This is a genomic window from Shewanella sp. MF05913, assembly GCF_059758095.1.
In genome coordinates this window covers 88545-104369 of the sequence record NZ_JCAYNT010000004.1, presented here as the reverse complement: position 1 = coordinate 104369, position 15825 = coordinate 88545, and the positions used below count along the sequence as shown (strand labels likewise).

Below are 15825 nucleotides of genomic sequence, written 5' to 3'. Positions count from 1 at the left end.
ATTATCTGTCCTGACTGGGTAATGGGGTTGCGCTTGAGTGTGAATGCTGGTTATTACGGATGACCAGCTCGTCTTTGCGCCAAAAATCGAAAAAGTTAAACCACTGCATCGGCGCGAGTTGCGCAAAATGGGCTAAACGCTGGCTATATTGGCTCATGGCAGCCGTTAAGCGTGCAGTTCTGCCTGAGCGAGGGCCTTTGAGCGTGTCACTTAAGTGCTCAACATGGACTTGATAACGGCCATGTTGGCGAATACAAAATAACGTATAAACCGGACAATCTAATAAACTGGCCAAAATAAATGGCCCTTGCGGGAAAGCAGCGTCCTGGCCTAAAAAAGGTAAATAAGTCACGCGACCCTGGCTACTTGATGAGGTGCGGTCGGCTGCAATTACCACTATTTCGCCCTGATCAATTTTTTGTTGTAACAACATCGCAGTGCTGGGGTCGAGCTCATTTACATGGATTAAATTCAGGCTACTTTGCGGATTAAGTTGCTGCATGACTTTATTAAAGTTCTCAGCATGTTGGGTCAGAACCATCACATTTACTTTGACTTTTTGCTGGTGGATGGAGATAGCGCGGCACAGTTCCATATTGCCTAAATGCGACACAATCAATACCGCACCGCGCCCCGTTTCCACTTGTTCAGCCAGAATGTGACGGTCGTTAAAGTCGACTTGCGCTAAGTTAATTCTGTCGCACCAGGCATCTATTCGGTCGAGAGCGGCATTACCAAAAGCAAAAAAATGCCTAAGGCTGTCACGCCAACCTACTGGACGGTTTAACTGTGGATGATTGGGCTGTTGCTGTTGTACTCGGTGTAAAAAATCTAATGATGCATCACGAGCCGTTTTACCAGTAAGGAAAAAGTAACAAATCACCGGATACATAATAGCGCGGCACAACCAATGTCCACCAAGGCGATAGCATTGGGCTAAAAATTTAATACCCCAAAAGCTGCCGCGCTCGGTCATGGCAGACCAATGCTTAGTTGTAGCTTGAGTTGACTGGTTTTCTTGATTAGGCTGGTTTGAACCTTGTGTTGTTGAGTCATTTTTTGCTAAATGTGGTTTAGCGATAATGCCTGGCAAGCGGGCTAACATGCCGAAAAACAGCTTGGTGTGCATCCAACTAATACGCACATTGTCTCTTACGCCTTGGAAGTGGCTAATGCCATCTTCTGGGTAAATGACTTTGGTTGGCACATGCACCACGGGCGTACCTTGCCAGTACAGTTTCACCATGACTTCAATGTCAAAGTCCATGCGCTCACCCAGCGCCTGTTGGCTAAACAGCTGCTCGGTAGGCGCAAGCGGATACACTCTAAAACCACACATAGAATCTTGAATATCAAAGCTGAGAGTTTCTACCCACACCCAAAAATGGGTAATGTAACGGCCATATAAGCGACCTTTGGGCACCGACTCATCATATTGCGGTTGGCCTGAAATCAACGCGCGAGGATGTTGCTCGCTGGTGGATATCATCAAGGGTATGTCGGCTAAATTATGTTGGCCGTCGGCATCAACTTGCAATGCATGGCTAAAGCCATCGCGGTGCGCTTGGCGTAAGCCGCTCATTACCGCGGCGCCTTTACCTCGATTGTAAGGATGTTGAATTAAAGTCACCCAGCTAAACTTATCCGCTAATGCTTGGAGCACGTAACGGGTTTGATCGTCACTGCCGTCGTCGACCAAATAACAAGGCAACTGGTATTGAGCCAAATCGGTTAAGGTTTTTTCTATCGCGATATGGTGGTTGTAATTGGGGATCACTAACGCCAGTGTCATGAGTCACTCTCAGTATTCATGTCGGTATTAATGGCGGTGTTAAAGGCAATTCGACCAGAAGCAAAACGTTTGTCGCCATCACGGTAACTGAAAATCAGTTTCGACTTGTGTGCTTGATGTTCAATGACTAAATCAACGTAGGTGTTAGGCAAGATTAGTTGCTGAAATTTAAGCACTTCGAGTGTGGCGACATTGGCACTATAGCCAAAGACGTTACAGCCTAGTTTTACAGCCCAATCCAGCTGTGTCACACCCGGCAAAACGGCCTGTTCAGGGAAGTGGCCATCAAAAAAAGCCAAGTCGCCACTAATGAACAAGCGCCAATGGCATTGTTCACCTTCGACATGTTGATGAATAATTTGCGGTAATTCGGATTTAATCATGAATAAATAAAGCTGCTATATCGGCTGAAGTGCGTTTACCCTGGCTGTTAAGCGGCAAGGTTTTAGGGTAGCGCCAACGCTTAGGCAAAGTGATGCGCTCAAATTGGCTGAGTAAGTGATTCTTTAATGCGGTGTTAATCGCTAACTTACCTTCATCTTTGAGTGTTTGTCTGCCCAGTTCATTTAAGCATACGGCCGCGCCGAGCATGGTACGTGGTTGCTCTAATACGGTGACGGCCGCGTCGCTGACAAACGGGTGTGTTTGTAATAGATGCTCTAACTGCGCGAGTGATAAGCGCTTTTCTTCTATTTTGACAATACGATCTAAACGGTGCAGTAAACGAAATTGGCCATTTTCAACCAACTCGATTTTGTCATCACACTTTACCCAAGTATCTGGGCTTTCTAAATAAACCGACTGCAACATTAACGCGCCGTCTTGCGGATCTGCATCAACGTTAACTTGCTCAAACGGTTGCCATGTTTGCAATGCTTGGTGTTGGCGACGATAGGCGATACCGCCGGTTTCGGTGCTGCCAAATACTTCAATGGGTAATTGTTTAAAGCATTGTTTTACCGCTTGCGCCGCCTCAAAATTTAACGGTCCACCTGAACTGAAAATTAAACTGGGAATCCGCTGTTGTGGCTGATTATCTAAGGCATCTGGCAAGCGTGTTAACTGCGCTGGACTGCTAATGAGACACAGGTTTGGCATGATGGCGAGGTAATAACTTAGGGTTTCAGGAAAGTCGATTTGTTCGCTTAAAAATGCGCGACTGGCAGCTAACGGCCATAAAATTTTAAACAATAAGCCATAAATGTGTTGATGCGATACCGTTGATACCACAGAGCAATGCGGCAAGTGCTGGGCAAAGGTATGTTCTAAAATACTGACTTCGGCATCCAGTTGATTAAGGGTTTTTGTAATGGCTTTGGGCTGACCGCTACTGCCTGAGGTAAATAAAATTAACTCACCTAGGCTTTCGGCTTGTGGCCATTGTGCCGCAGGCAAGCTGAGTTCTTTTTTGAGGACGATAAACTCGCGCACTTCGCATAATGGTTTGTCAGCAATAATGGCGTCAAACTCGTGATTGAGTTCGCTTAACGTGCCGCGCTGGGTATTGGAAGGCAATATGACCTGCTTACCTGCGAGCAAAGCCGCGCATAAGCCCGCAGCAAATAAATCACTCTTTTGCGCAGCCAGTAACCATCGCTTTGCATCGCTTTGACTGAGCTGTTTGTGTAAGTGAGTGACGTGGGCACAAAACAGCGCTCCCGTCATAATGTCATGATGGTCAAAGCTAATCAGCTGCTGAGCAGCAGGGCCATCGGTTAACCAGTTAAGCAAAAGTTTAGTCATGTTTTTTCAGCCAAAACCTGCGATAAATCCATTCACCACTGAGTAGCATGCCTATCAGAAAATAAGCTATCAGTCCGTTATAAAGCGTCCACATTTCAATGCTGCTAGCTATTGCTGTGTAGGCTGCTATGGCGCCATTGACAACAAATAGCCCGCACCATAACTTGGTAATAGTGCGTAAATATTCAATTGCTGAGTCTGGTAAATCAGGCTCTGTTATACGTGCTAAGCGTTCAATCATACTGGGGCCATGCATGAGCGAATAACTAAATAACCCCAATAAACTCATATTGATGACTACTGGGTAATACAATAACCAGTCATTACGCTGAGCAATAAAGCTTGCCCCAGTTAAGCCAATCCCCACGATTAATGGTAATACCATTGCACGCACTTGTTGCTTAGTGACGAGCATACGCGTTAACAGCAGTACACACAGCAATAGTGCGATATACCCAGGTGGCAAATACTGTAATCCAAAATACACAGCTAACGGGTAAGCAACAATCACTAGCGTGGTAATAACTTGCAGGATCAGCCGCATTAGCTTTGCATTAACCCTTCAATAGCGTTGACTACGTCATTAACGGTACGAACGGTTTTAAACGCTTCGGGTTGAATTTTCTTACCCGTGAGTTGTTGCAATTTAATCACCAAATCTACGGCATCGATACTGTCTAAATCCAACTCTTCATACAATGATGCTTCTAAGCTGATGTCAGCTGGGTCTATTTCAAACTCGTCCACTAAAATGGTGCTGAGCATGGCAAAAATTTGATCTCGGTTTTGCATGCTGGCTCCTAAACACGTTGTGATTCAATGAAGCTAGCTAAGCTAGCAACGCTGAAAAAGTGTGCTTTAGTTGCGTCAGAATTGGCTTCAATTTTGACGTCGAATTCTTTTTTTATCGCTAGACCCAGTTCTAGCGCGTCAATAGAATCTAAACCTAGGCCTTCACCAAATAGCGCTGCATCAGTATCGATATCATCAATGGTGACATCTTCTAGGTCTAAGCTGTCAATGATCAGCTGTTTAATTTGGTTGTGTAAGTTCATTATTTTGTTTCTTATCAGTATGGCTATCAATAGGGTTTGATAGGCTGTTTAAATAAAACTGTTGCAAGTCTCGGGTAAGTTGCCGAGCCATTTTTGCTTCGTTACCTTGGGTAATCTTATAGTCATGGTGCAGTACGCGGCTACCGATTTCAACTGACATATTGATGGTTTGTCGTGGTATTTGGTACCAGGCTTGTTGTTTTGTGAGCCCTGGAACATCAGTGCGTAAAACTACAGGTAAAATATCACTTTGGGTACGGATGGCAATATTTGCCGCCCCACGCGCAAACGGGTTGATAACACTGCCGACCAGTGTGCGGGTACCTTCAGGAAAAATCACTAAATTTGTCGTGTTAGTTAATACTTGCTTACAATCTTGCAGTAATAATTTAGCACTGCGATTAGGAATATAACCGACACTGGAGAGTACACCTCTTATAAATGGATTACGCCATAAACCTTGTTTTACAATACAGCCAGCGTTGGGCATTAAGCTAATTAATACCACTACATCAACCAAGGTCGGGTGATTAGCAATAACGATATGGCCTTGAACGTGTTGTAACAAATGCAAGTTTTTAGTGCTGACATTAATGACGCCAGCACCACTTAACATGGCAACAAAACCTCTAAACATTAAACTCACAGTACGTTGTACCCTTGCGGTACGCGCTTGTGGCGTTCCTGGCCAATAGCGCAATATTGGCAATATGGTTAATGAGCTGAGTAAACCACCTAAACCAAATGCGGCATAACACAGTACCCCAGCTATCCATCTTGGGATATACCTCAGCCCCGTTAGCTTGGTTGCTACAGGTTGAGTGGTATTAAGATGATTGGCGGGTTGTGCCGAATGCGGTGAGTTAACCATGATGCTCTAGCGACCAATACCAATGACATAAATATCCTTGGATATTTTTTGCGATTGCGATGTGGTGTATAAGCTCACTTAGGCTGATGTTATGAGGTTTTTGCGCGTTAAGCGGGCGATCAGAGAGCGTTAACGTAACACCCTTTTTGGTATCAATATGAGCGGGTGCGAGGTACAGACCAAACGCGATAGGCAATTCAACTTCATGAATAAATTCGCTGTAAACCGGCGGAACAGGGTCATCGCCAAAGATCATCAAAACAGGGGTAGGGTCTTGGGCCAGTTGAGCATAGGTTTCAATTAAGGCTTGCGGCAGGGTTTGTTCGCCTGCAGCGATAGAGGTTGAAGCGGCGGTGTTATGATTGACAATGCCAAAGATACCGCTGGCAGTATTATGCACCGATTGACTAAAGGCTATAGGTGATAATGCTTGTTGTTGAGTAATGTCTTTAAGTAGGCCTAGCGTTCGTGTGAGCTCGCCGTGACGAGAAGAAAACACACTGCGAGTTTGCGCGGCGACCTGACAATCATGTGCGGCTGATAGCATCATTTTAGTTAAACGGCTAAATCGACGACGCTGCATGGCTGGAATATGCGGTAAGGCAGGGGAGGCTTGGTTTGCGGAAATCGTGGTGTTTGGCAATTGCCAATGCTGCCAACTTTCAATGGTTTGAAAGTCTGGTGACCATGCGCCCCATGAGAGAAGTTTAAATGTTAAGTGCACTACTTTGCCTCGATATCCGCCTAGCTATCCTTATCTAAGTATTAACCATCATCAGCTAATAGCTGAGCATGTGTTAACGGCGCTAATTGTACACCCAACAAGGGTTGTTTAAGAAGTCACACAATAGAAAAAACGATGTTTAGACTATTTGTTAAGCGTATTGTTAAAAAATTGTTCAAAAAAATAGCGCAGCTAATTTAGCCGCGCTATTACAAAGGGTTTTTTACTTTATCTCCAATAAATATTATTGTGCTGGAAAGCTAGCCTGTAGCTTTTTGACCGCAGCTTTAATTTTACGAGTATTTTCTGGCCCCATACGAATTAGTAGCTTTTGCGCATTCGGCAGCGCTTCTAGGTTAGGATCGGCATAGTGATAGTTCACTGTAACAGAAGATAATTCAATTGGGTCTTCAATAATTGGCGCATCAGCAACCATCGTAAACACTGCTCGCATACGCTTATCAAAATCAACGTCACTGTAACCTAATTCGGTAAAGGCTTCGGTAAACAAAGGTTTAAGTTCAGTATAAGTGGTGACTAAATCTTTTTCGTTCAAACCTGCAACAAAGTCTGCATATAAATCATAACGATGGTAACTGTCTGGATTTAAAAATATTTTATTGGTGATTTCGCTAACAGAAAACTCTGTTTCTGGGCCCTTTAATGGACTGGCTTTACGCACCAACTCACCTTGAGCGAGGTTATCAACAAACACTACAAATTGGCGAGCAATGTCTTTTTTCAAAATCATTGGCGCAATTTTCATTCCGTTAGCGATGGCTAAGGTTTTACTTTCGATAAAGTCATCTGACTCAATTAGCGCCGGTAATGGCTCAACGGCTACAGGTGTTGTCCCAGTCGTTTCAGGCTCGCCTGAAGGCACAACGTCATCCTCTGTCGTGGTGGCAGCTTGTTGCGGTTCTTCAATGGGAGTTTGTTCAATCGGCGTTTCGGGTAATGCTTCTGGTAGCTCAACCGGTGTCATTACAACAGGATCAAACTCTTCACTGTTGTCACTGGTAAAATAAAAATAGCTACTGGCAGCAAGCAACGCGATAACCGCAATAGCAATAAAGGCTATATTGGTACCTGATTTTTCATCAGTTTGAGGGGTAATTCTATCTTCTTCATTAACTTGCATTTCAATTCCTTGGCGTGTTTGCTATCGATATAAATATCTAGATGGAGTCGAAAAATACTGCGTCATACCATTTTGCAATATTCAACAGCGTTGTCTAGTGGTAACTGGTGATAATCGACAATAATTCATTTTTAGATCAAGCTTTATGCTTGGACGTATTGTTGGCGATCGCCTAACCATCGCTGAATGATGGCATCGATGTTTTGCGGCGCTTGCTGATTTATATGAACCGCTAACTTTTGGGTCGGGGCAATGAGGTGCTGGTCACGAATTAAATCGGCAATTTTAAGATCGGCCAATCCTGTTTGTTTCGTGCCAAGGACTTCACCAGGGCCTCTAATTTCTAAGTCTTTTTGTGCAATAACAAAACCATCATTACTGTCTCTTAGCACGCCTAAACGCTTAGTGGCGGTTTGTGACAAAGGTGCTTTGTAAAGTAATACACAATGGCTGGCTACTGAGCCACGTCCTACTCGCCCTCTAAGCTGGTGTAATTGAGCAAGGCCTAAACGTTCTGGATTTTCAATAATCATTAAGCTGGCATTGGGCACGTCAACGCCGACTTCTATGACGGTGGTGGCCACCAATAAGTTCAACTCGCCTGACTTAAACTGCGCCATGATGGCTTGTTTTTCAGCGCTTTTCAGTCGGCCATGGACCAAACCCACCTTTAACTCGGGCAATGCGATACTCAGTTCTGCTGCAGTGTCTTCTGCCGCTTGGCATTCTAATACTTCAGATTCTTCAATTAAGGTGCATACCCAATAAATTTGGCGGTTATCGTTTATGGCGGCATGTCTGACGCGTTCAATGATTTGCTCTCGACGCGTATCGGCAATGGCCACCGTGGTGACAGGTGTTCGCCCTGGCGGGAGTTCATCAATAATCGACGTATCGAGATCGGCATAAGCTGTCATGGCAAGAGTCCGCGGTATTGGCGTAGCTGTCATGATTAATTGATGCGGATGAAAACCCTGACTGATGCCTTTTTCACGTAATCCGAGCCGTTGGTGCACGCCAAAACGATGCTGCTCATCAATGATGATTAAGGCCAATTTATTAAAGACAACGGCTTGTTGAAAAATGGCATGAGTGCCAATAACCATTTGTGCTGCGCCAGAGGCAATGTCTTCAAGTGATTGAGCTCTGGCTTTGCCTTTAAGTTTGCCTGCTAACCAGCCTACTTTGAGGCCTAAAGGTTCAAACCATGTGGCAAAGTTAGCTGCGTGTTGTTCGGCCAATAATTCAGTGGGTGCCATCATCGCCACTTGATAACCATTTTCTATTGCTTGCAGTGCCGCTAAGGCTGCTACTAAGGTTTTTCCCGAGCCAACATCGCCTTGAACTAGGCGCATCATTGGCCTTGGGTGTTGGAGATCTTGGTTGATTTCAGCAACCACTCTTTGCTGCGCACCTGTAGGCGAGAAGGGAAGTTGAGTTAAAAAGGGTTGTAACAGTTGTCCTGTGGCTGGCATGGCAATGGCAGCGTCTTGATTGCTGCGTTGGCGTAGTTGCAACATGCTCAGGTTATGCGCGAGCAGTTCTTCTTGAATCAACCGTTGTTGAGCCGGGTGCTGGCCTTGCTCTAATTCATATGGCGATACTGAACTCGATGGACGGTGCAATATATGGAGTGCATCGCGCAGGCTAATATTATTGGGCTGCAAATTTGCTGGGAGTAACTCAGGTAAACCGCCGTTATCTAACATGATTAATGCTTGTTCGGTCAGTTTTATCCAACTGGCTTGTTTAACCCCTTCGGTAGTGGGGTAAATCGGTGTCAGTGTATCGCTGAGTGTGATGGTCTCTCCTGCATGGATTATTTGATATTCTGGATGGACAATTTCTTTGTGGTGATTGCCGCGACGGATCTCGCCGTAAGCTCGAATAATCGCACCATGTTCCATTGCATTTCGTTGTGCCATCGAAAAATTAAAAAAGCGCAGGCTCATCATACCGCTATGGTCGCGGACATTGCACACTAACATGCGCCGCTTGCCTTGCATGATTTGAGTCGATTGAATTTCAGCTTCGATGGTACCGTAAGTGCCAGGCGGTAATGCTGCAATGGGATGAATTTGAGTGCGGTCTTCGTAACGCAGCGGCAAATGAAACAGTACGTCTTGTACTGTCTTAATACTTAACTTGGCGAGTTTCTCAGCGACCTTTTTAGCAACGCCTTTAAGGTCAGTGATTGGAACAAGATCCAGTCGTAGCAAATTTTGCGCACCTACATTGATGATTAAGATATAAAAACAATTGTGATTTCAGGCTGTAAAACCATAATCACTGTAATTATATACATGTGTTTAAGGTATCTTAGCAGAGTTTGCTAACAAGGCAATATGCTTTACAACCAGCCCTTTTGTTTCGCTATTCTCGCAGCATCAATGCGATTGCTGGCGCTAAGCTTATTAATGGCTTCAGATAAGTAGTTACGCACAGTGCCTTCAGCAATAAAAAGTTGGGCGGCAATATCGGCAGTAGACAGCCCTTCGCTGGCTAGGCGTAACGCTCGACGCTCTTTGTCATTAAGCGGGTCTATTTCACCGATGGCGCTAAACGCTAATTCAGGATCGATGATACGTTTGCCTGCCATCACTTGTTTAATGGTGCTGATAAGCTCATCCGACGGCGCATCTTTAAGTAGAAAACCACTGACGCCATACTCTAAGGCCCGCTTGATGTAACCCGCTCGGCCAAAGGTGGTTAAGATAATCACCTTGGTTTTACTGCTTTGCTGCTGTAACCATTGGCTTAATTCTAAACCTGATTTACCGGGCATTTCTATGTCTGTTAACAATAAATCATAATGTTGATTTTTAAGCATTGCCATGGCTTTATCGCCGTCTTCCACCTCGGTGATATTGATATTATCTGCGGCGAGAGTCAGTAAGGCTGCCAGTGCGCCACGGACCATGGCTTGATCTTCTGCGAGTAAAATATTCATGTTGTCTCTGTTAGTGGCAAAGTAATGGTGACGATAAATTGCGGGCTCAATTGATACTGTACATCGGCGTGTAAAATGGCGGCGCGCTCTTTTATTCCTTTCAGTCCGTTGCCTTCAGTAAAGGCATTAATCGCCGCGTTTTCGATATAGTTTACTAGCAGGCTTGTTGGCTGTGTGTGGATTGAAATCGTGCAATGGTCAGCTTTGCTGTGCTTAATGGTGTTGTTGACCAATTCGGTTAGCATTAGACACAGTTGCGATTCGGTGAGGTTATTTAATGTTGGCCATTGCCCCTCAATAGTCACCGCGACAGATTTGTCTCTTAGTGTTTGTGCTAGCGTATTAATGGTCTGGCTTAAGCCTTGGTGTTTGTAATTTGTCACGGTTTGGCGAATTTGACTTAAACAGTCGCGTGTTATTTGGCTCACTTGATTGATTTGTTGCTGAGCCATGTCAGTTTTACCTGCTGCAATGAGTTTATCGGCAAGTTCTGCTTTTAAGGCGATAGCGGCTAAATGGTGCCCCATGACATCGTGCAAGTCACGTGCTATACGTTCGCGCTCTAGAGCGGTTGCCAGGTGAGAAATTTCATCTTTAGACTGTTGCTGTTGGCGTTTTATGCGTTGGCGATTTTGCTCAATCACTCCAAATATACCCACACCCAGACAAATTCCCATGCCATATAAGGTAAAAAAGTAACCTGAGTAGCCTATGCTGATATTGAGGGTTAAAAGTAGAAGGCTAAGCGCGATAAAACTCAATATTGCCGTACGAAGTGAATAAAAAAAGCCAATAAAAAAACAGCTAAAACTGAATAATGATATGGCGCCACTGCTGACGAATGACGATCCAATAGAGATGATAATCATGAGTGCGATGGGTTTAATAGCTTGCTGTTTAGTGCCGTTGTAAGCCCAAAAATAGGCCGCAATAAATGGCACGAGTAATACGACCGCAACTGAAATCTTTAGCCATTGACCAGCCATAAAATACAATGGAATAAAATAAAACCCAAGATTAATGAGGTATATCCATGCAGTTTTTTGTTCATAACTCTTGTGATTATTGTTTGTTAAGTCTGATGTCATGATGCCTCCTAGCGCAGTTAATCATAGAGGAACTGCGCATTAACTCAAGTGTTGGCATTATTGCTTAACGGCTTGCTGACTGAGTAAAAATTTAGCCCAGCCATATTGCGGGTCAATATCTAATGCTAGTTGCCAGTCTTGCATCGCACCAGCCAGATCACCTTGCTCTTGCTTGGCTAATCCTCTCCATGTGTAGGCTTCTGAGTGACCCCAACAAATTGTTTCACAAGGCTGCTCATATTGTGTAATCGCCTTGCTGGCTAAGGTTTGCGCTTTATTAATCCCGCCGCCAAATACGCTGGGGGTATAAAATGCATTGATTGCTTTTACCAAACTTACCCGTGGATTATTGGGGGCAAGCTTGGTTGCTTGTTGCAATAATAGCGCTGTTTTCATGCCGTATTCGGCGCCCTTGCTATTATCAAGGGCTATTTGCATTCCATACACCGCGGCGAGTAATGCTTGAGAGTCTGCTGAGGCTTGTTGTGTTAACAGGGCTTCTAAGGTGTCTTGTGCTTGGGTTAACGACTTGGCCGTAAGGGGGCGCTGGCCGATAATGTTGGCTGTCACAGCTAAACGATAATTTGCATAGGCATGTTCATAATCATGGCTGTTTTCGCTTAATTGAGTGAGCTGAGTGACATCCATTGTATTGGCAGCGTTATCGATTTCATTGATATCAGCAAATGCATTGTGACTGGCTAAGGTAAGGCTTGTAATAAGTAGTAAGGTTTTCATGGTTATCTCCTGGTTAACCCAACCAAGATGAGGCTGGGATAGGTCTAGTATGGAGAAACGCAGATGTGAATATCAGGCACAAAGGTCATCAAAACAGGGTGACAAATGTCATATTGTTGTGCAAATAAAAAAGGCCAACATTACTGTTGACCTTATTTGATTTATTCAATAGACGTCAAATAAGTGAATTGATTACACCACTTGCATGACTAAATAGCTGGTATAGCCTAGGTATCCCGCGAGTAATACGCCGCCTTCGCGGCGGCCAATGCGTAAGCCACTCCAGGCAAAAGGTAGGACCATAAAGGCGAAAATGAGCATCGCGATAAAGTCTATTTCATTAAAGCCAGCAGCAGACACCGGATGAATTAATGCGGTCGCACCTAAAATACCGAGCACGTTAAAAATATTCGAGCCCACAACGTTACCAATAGCAATGTCGCTTTGACCTTTTAACGCAGCCATCACTGAGGTGACTAGCTCAGGCATACTGGTGCCTATCGCCACAATCGTTAAGCCAATGATGACTTCACTAATACCAAATTGTTTGGCTAAATCGACTGCGCCGTCGACAAATAGAATCCCTCCACCCACAAGCATGGCTATGCCTACAGCTATCAGTAATACTGAAATGAATGGTTTTTGTGGGCTAGTATCTACGTCTAAATCTTCTGGATTATTTTTGGAACTGATATAGCTAAAGCCTAAATAACCAAGGAGTAAGCTAAATAAAATGGCACCGTCTATAAAGCTAACATCGCCATCGAGTAATAAAAACCACACTAAAACAGATGCGGCAATCATGATAGGAATGTCACGTTTAACCATTTGTGATTGCACGGTAATAGGGCGTATCAGCGCAGTTATCGCTAGAATAAGGCCAATGTTGACGATGTTAGAGCCCACGACGTTACCCAGTGCAATACCTGGATTACCGGCAAGAGCTGATTTTACGCTAACAGCGAGTTCAGGAGCGCTAGTACCAAAGGCAACAATGGTTAAACCAATGATAAGCGGGGCAATACCTAAACGCAGTGCAACAGCACTAGCACCACGCACTAATGCCTCAGCGCCAAAGGTTAAAATAATAAAACCGCCAATAATGGATAACGCAATTAACATGATTATGTCTGCCTTGTAAGGGTAAGCGGCGCTACATTAGCACTGCCTATTTAATAGCGCGTATATTGACAGAATATGTCAAAAAAATACACGCTATTAGCGTGTATTTTTTTAGTCTATAAATGCAAAAAATCATTGCAAATTACAACTCATCTTCCCAGCGAATTTTTGCTCCGCGAACACCGTCGACTTTCGCGCTAAATGCTTTTTCAAGCACGTGACGTTTAATTTTAAGCGTTGGGGTTAACACATCATTTTCGATGGTCCATTCATCATTTACAACAACAATAGCATCAACATGTTCATGTGACTCTAAATGTGGATTAACGCTGTCGAGAGTGGCTTTTAATGATGTTCTGACTTCTTCGCGAGGTTGCAGTTTTGAACCTTCAGATAGTTGGACTAACGCTATAGGGTGCGGTAAACCGGAACCAATAACACAAATCAATTCAACGTGTGAGTCTTGAGCTAACTTACGCTCAATTGGCACTGGCGCAACATACTTGCCTTTCGAGGTTTTAAAGTTGTCTTTAACTCGGCCGGTGATTTCGATATAACCGTCTTCGTCAATCTCACATAAGTCGCCGGTATGGAAAAACCCATCTTCGGTAAAGGCAGCAGCAGTAGCTTCTTCTTGAAGGTAATAGCCACTCATCAACCCCGGGCTTTTAACTAACAGTTCACCTTGTTCGGTTCTGCGTACTAGACTACCTTCAACTGGGCGGCCTACTGTACCAATTTTATTGGCATTAAATGGATAATTGATAATCGAGTAAGCGCTGTTTTCTGTCATGCCCCAGGCTTCACAAATATTCAGGCCGATGGAGTGGTACCATTGTATTAATGATGGTGGAATAGGCGCTGAACCCGAGCCATTCAAGCGAGACTGATCTAAGCCCAATCCTTTTTTGATTTTGCGCTTAACAATGCTGCTAATAATGGGCAGCTTAAGTAATGTTTTAAGTTTTTTCTCACCAATTTTATTAATAATATTGAGTTGGAATACGGTCCATAAACGCGGCACTGAGAAAAACACTGTCGGGCGGCAACGTTGAATATCATCAACAAATGAATCAAGACCTTCGACAAAAGAAACTGTAGAGCCTGAATAATACGATGAGCCTTCAATTGCGACTCGCTCAGTAATATGCGCAAGCGGTAAGTAAGACAGCAGACGATCTGTGGTATTGGTTTTTAAGTCGCGAACTACAGCTTCACATGCCCAAGCGTAGCTAGCAAATGTTTGAATGGCGCCTTTAGGTTTGCCCGTTGAACCTGAGGTATAAATTAGGGTCATCACCTGGTCAGTTGTTGGCAGAGGCTCATCAACTAATGGTTGCCCAAGTGTTAACAGCTGCTCCCAATGGTATTGGGCTGGCATTGTTTCATAAGGCATCGCCAAGCGTAGGATTTCGCCTCCAATAGCGGCTTCTTGTTCTGCCCAGTGATCGAGTTTGCCGGTAAATACAGCCTTAACTCCGCTATGCTCAACAACATAACGAATGGTTTCAGCATTAGCTGTCGGGTAAATAGGTACACTAATATAGCCACCGTACATTAGTGCTAAATCGACAATGAACCACTCGGCGCAGTTTTTAGACAGCACGGCAACCTTGTCGCCACGCTCTAATCCTAAGTGACGAAGAGAGCCCGCAATTTGCTGCACTTTTTGTTGAACTTCGCGCCATGTTAAATCTACATATTTGCCGCCAACTGGCTGACGAAGGTAAACACTATCACCTTGTGTTTCTACCCAATGAGACAACATCTCAACAGGAGTTTTAATTAAATTTTCCATAGGCACTTCCATATTCTTTATTGTTATTTTGGCTTTCTTACTGGTCATATTAATGAGCTGAATCGTTCTAACGTCTCAAGCTTGGTTAATCTAAAGCGACTTTGTTTTGGAGGATCGCGCTTTAGCATTTAATATCACACTCTGCCTTCTAGCCTTCGTCTTGGTTAACGCTAATTGTAATTCCCCAGCATGACCAAACAGTTAATGCGTTTGATATTAGTCAGTTTAGTATGGCCATTTTTGTGCGCTGGCGCAAACAGTTTGCACAGTATGTGTGCAGAGTCACGCTGTAATTACGTTATCAGAATCTGTTGAATAAACAATAGGTATTGAGCAATTACTCTACAGTGAAAAGCCACAGGCAATAAAAAAGGCGCCTAAGGCGCCTTAAAAAATAGCAGTAAATTCTGATTAAATTTCCATAATGCCATCCATTTCAACCAATGACCCTTTAGGTAGTTCTCTAACGCCAATGGCAGCACGCGCAGGGTAAGGTTGTTGGAAATAACGACTCATTATTTCGTTTACAGTCGCAAAATGAGATAAATCAGTTAAGAAGATATTTAACTTAACGATATCACTCATTTTTCCACCGGCAGCATCACATACAGCGGTTAAATTTTCGAACACTTGTACAACTTGTTCTGCAAAATCATCGCTTACCATGGTCATGGTTTTTGGGTCTAACGGAATCTGACCTGAAAGATAAACGGTACTGCCGACTTTAACTGCTTGAGAATAAGTGCCAATAGCTTGTGGTGCTTTGTCGGTTGCGATGATAATTTTTTCAGCCATGTTGTGTC

General features: G+C 44.1%; 16 protein-coding genes. All 16 read right to left on the bottom strand.

The genetic code is table 11. The features are described from left to right. Nucleotide 1 precedes the first annotated feature (1 nt). On the bottom strand, nucleotides 2-1792 hold the full coding sequence (locus AC19MV_RS07505) for a glycosyltransferase family 2 protein (protein ID WP_498306733.1): 1791 nt from the start codon (nucleotides 1790-1792) through the stop codon (nucleotides 2-4). Then, nucleotides 1789-2175, bottom strand: a complete 387-nt coding sequence (locus AC19MV_RS07500; RefSeq protein ID WP_498306731.1) for an ApeI family dehydratase — start codon at nucleotides 2173-2175, stop codon at nucleotides 1789-1791. Before AC19MV_RS07500 ends, AC19MV_RS07505 begins: the two co-directional genes overlap by 4 nt. Further along, on the bottom strand, nucleotides 2168-3535 hold the full coding sequence (locus AC19MV_RS07495; RefSeq protein WP_498306730.1) for an AMP-binding protein: 1368 nt from the start codon (nucleotides 3533-3535) through the stop codon (nucleotides 2168-2170). The genes AC19MV_RS07500 and AC19MV_RS07495 overlap by 8 nt, the downstream gene beginning before the upstream one ends. Further along, the gene (locus AC19MV_RS07490; protein ID WP_498306728.1) at nucleotides 3528-4079 is read right to left on the bottom strand and encodes a COG4648 family protein; all 552 of its coding nucleotides are present in this window, start codon (nucleotides 4077-4079) and stop codon (nucleotides 3528-3530) included. Before AC19MV_RS07490 ends, AC19MV_RS07495 begins: the two co-directional genes overlap by 8 nt. Next, a complete protein-coding gene (locus tag AC19MV_RS07485; protein WP_188957476.1) occupies nucleotides 4079-4327 on the bottom strand; it encodes an acyl carrier protein in 249 nt (82 codons plus the stop codon). The genes AC19MV_RS07490 and AC19MV_RS07485 overlap by 1 nt, the downstream gene beginning before the upstream one ends. An 8-nt stretch (nucleotides 4328-4335) precedes the next feature. Beyond that, nucleotides 4336-4590 (bottom strand): phosphopantetheine-binding protein, encoded by a 255-nt coding sequence (locus AC19MV_RS07480; protein WP_160051926.1) that lies wholly within the window; start codon nucleotides 4588-4590, stop codon nucleotides 4336-4338. After that, complete coding sequence (locus AC19MV_RS07475) at nucleotides 4568-5461, bottom strand: lysophospholipid acyltransferase family protein (RefSeq protein ID WP_432400469.1); 894 nt, start codon at nucleotides 5459-5461, stop codon at nucleotides 4568-4570. Before AC19MV_RS07475 ends, AC19MV_RS07480 begins: the two co-directional genes overlap by 23 nt. After that, nucleotides 5454-6185: a beta-ketoacyl synthase chain length factor gene (locus AC19MV_RS07470; RefSeq protein WP_498306726.1), complete on the bottom strand. Its 732-nt coding sequence runs from the start codon at nucleotides 6183-6185 to the stop codon at nucleotides 5454-5456. Before AC19MV_RS07470 ends, AC19MV_RS07475 begins: the two co-directional genes overlap by 8 nt. A gap of 244 nt (nucleotides 6186-6429) precedes the next feature. Next, complete coding sequence (locus AC19MV_RS07465) at nucleotides 6430-7326, bottom strand: DUF3014 domain-containing protein (RefSeq protein WP_498306724.1); 897 nt, start codon at nucleotides 7324-7326, stop codon at nucleotides 6430-6432. Nucleotides 7327-7469: 143 nt separating this feature from the next. Beyond that, nucleotides 7470-9545: an ATP-dependent DNA helicase RecG gene (recG, locus tag AC19MV_RS07460; RefSeq protein WP_498306722.1), complete on the bottom strand. Its 2076-nt coding sequence runs from the start codon at nucleotides 9543-9545 to the stop codon at nucleotides 7470-7472. Nucleotides 9546-9676: 131 nt separating this feature from the next. Beyond that, nucleotides 9677-10276: a response regulator transcription factor gene (locus tag AC19MV_RS07455; RefSeq protein ID WP_498306720.1), complete on the bottom strand. Its 600-nt coding sequence runs from the start codon at nucleotides 10274-10276 to the stop codon at nucleotides 9677-9679. Beyond that, a complete protein-coding gene (locus tag AC19MV_RS07450; protein ID WP_498306718.1) occupies nucleotides 10273-11364 on the bottom strand; it encodes a sensor histidine kinase in 1092 nt (363 codons plus the stop codon). Before AC19MV_RS07450 ends, AC19MV_RS07455 begins: the two co-directional genes overlap by 4 nt. A gap of 57 nt (nucleotides 11365-11421) precedes the next feature. Continuing rightward, the gene (locus tag AC19MV_RS07445) at nucleotides 11422-12102 is read right to left on the bottom strand and encodes a tetratricopeptide repeat protein (protein ID WP_498306717.1); all 681 of its coding nucleotides are present in this window, start codon (nucleotides 12100-12102) and stop codon (nucleotides 11422-11424) included. 192 nt (nucleotides 12103-12294) lie between these two features. Next, nucleotides 12295-13224, bottom strand: coding sequence for a calcium/sodium antiporter (locus AC19MV_RS07440; RefSeq protein WP_432400455.1), 930 nt, complete (start codon nucleotides 13222-13224; stop codon nucleotides 12295-12297). A gap of 142 nt (nucleotides 13225-13366) precedes the next feature. After that, nucleotides 13367-15022, bottom strand: coding sequence for an AMP-binding protein (locus tag AC19MV_RS07435; protein WP_432400453.1), 1656 nt, complete (start codon nucleotides 15020-15022; stop codon nucleotides 13367-13369). A 411-nt stretch (nucleotides 15023-15433) separates the two neighbouring features. Then, on the bottom strand, nucleotides 15434-15817 hold the full coding sequence (locus tag AC19MV_RS07430) for a RidA family protein (RefSeq protein ID WP_432400451.1): 384 nt from the start codon (nucleotides 15815-15817) through the stop codon (nucleotides 15434-15436). Between the last annotated feature and the right edge of the window lie 8 nt (nucleotides 15818-15825).

What these genes read in the sequence shown, in the direction of transcription:
- AC19MV_RS07480 (WP_160051926.1), bottom strand. Translation starts at nt 4,590, where the DNA reads ATGAACTTACACAACCAAATTAAACAGCTGATCATTGACAGCTTAGAC.
- AC19MV_RS07435 (WP_432400453.1), bottom strand. Translation starts at nt 15,022, where the DNA reads ATGGAAAATTTAATTAAAACTCCTGTTGAGATGTTGTCTCATTGGGTA.
- AC19MV_RS07430 (WP_432400451.1), bottom strand. Translation starts at nt 15,817, where the DNA reads ATGGCTGAAAAAATTATCATCGCAACCGACAAAGCACCACAAGCTATT.
- AC19MV_RS07485 (WP_188957476.1), bottom strand. Translation starts at nt 4,327, where the DNA reads ATGCAAAACCGAGATCAAATTTTTGCCATGCTCAGCACCATTTTAGTG.
- AC19MV_RS07505 (WP_498306733.1), bottom strand. Translation starts at nt 1,792, where the DNA reads ATGACACTGGCGTTAGTGATCCCCAATTACAACCACCATATCGCGATA.
- AC19MV_RS07440 (WP_432400455.1), bottom strand. Translation starts at nt 13,224, where the DNA reads ATGTTAATTGCGTTATCCATTATTGGCGGTTTTATTATTTTAACCTTT.
- AC19MV_RS07475 (WP_432400469.1), bottom strand. Translation starts at nt 5,461, where the DNA reads ATGGTTAACTCACCGCATTCGGCACAACCCGCCAATCATCTTAATACC.
- AC19MV_RS07455 (WP_498306720.1), bottom strand. Translation starts at nt 10,276, where the DNA reads ATGAATATTTTACTCGCAGAAGATCAAGCCATGGTCCGTGGCGCACTG.
- AC19MV_RS07445 (WP_498306717.1), bottom strand. Translation starts at nt 12,102, where the DNA reads ATGAAAACCTTACTACTTATTACAAGCCTTACCTTAGCCAGTCACAAT.
- AC19MV_RS07465 (WP_498306724.1), bottom strand. Translation starts at nt 7,326, where the DNA reads ATGCAAGTTAATGAAGAAGATAGAATTACCCCTCAAACTGATGAAAAA.
- AC19MV_RS07500 (WP_498306731.1), bottom strand. Translation starts at nt 2,175, where the DNA reads ATGATTAAATCCGAATTACCGCAAATTATTCATCAACATGTCGAAGGT.
- AC19MV_RS07495 (WP_498306730.1), bottom strand. Translation starts at nt 3,535, where the DNA reads ATGACTAAACTTTTGCTTAACTGGTTAACCGATGGCCCTGCTGCTCAG.
- AC19MV_RS07490 (WP_498306728.1), bottom strand. Translation starts at nt 4,079, where the DNA reads ATGCGGCTGATCCTGCAAGTTATTACCACGCTAGTGATTGTTGCTTAC.
- AC19MV_RS07450 (WP_498306718.1), bottom strand. Translation starts at nt 11,364, where the DNA reads ATGACATCAGACTTAACAAACAATAATCACAAGAGTTATGAACAAAAA.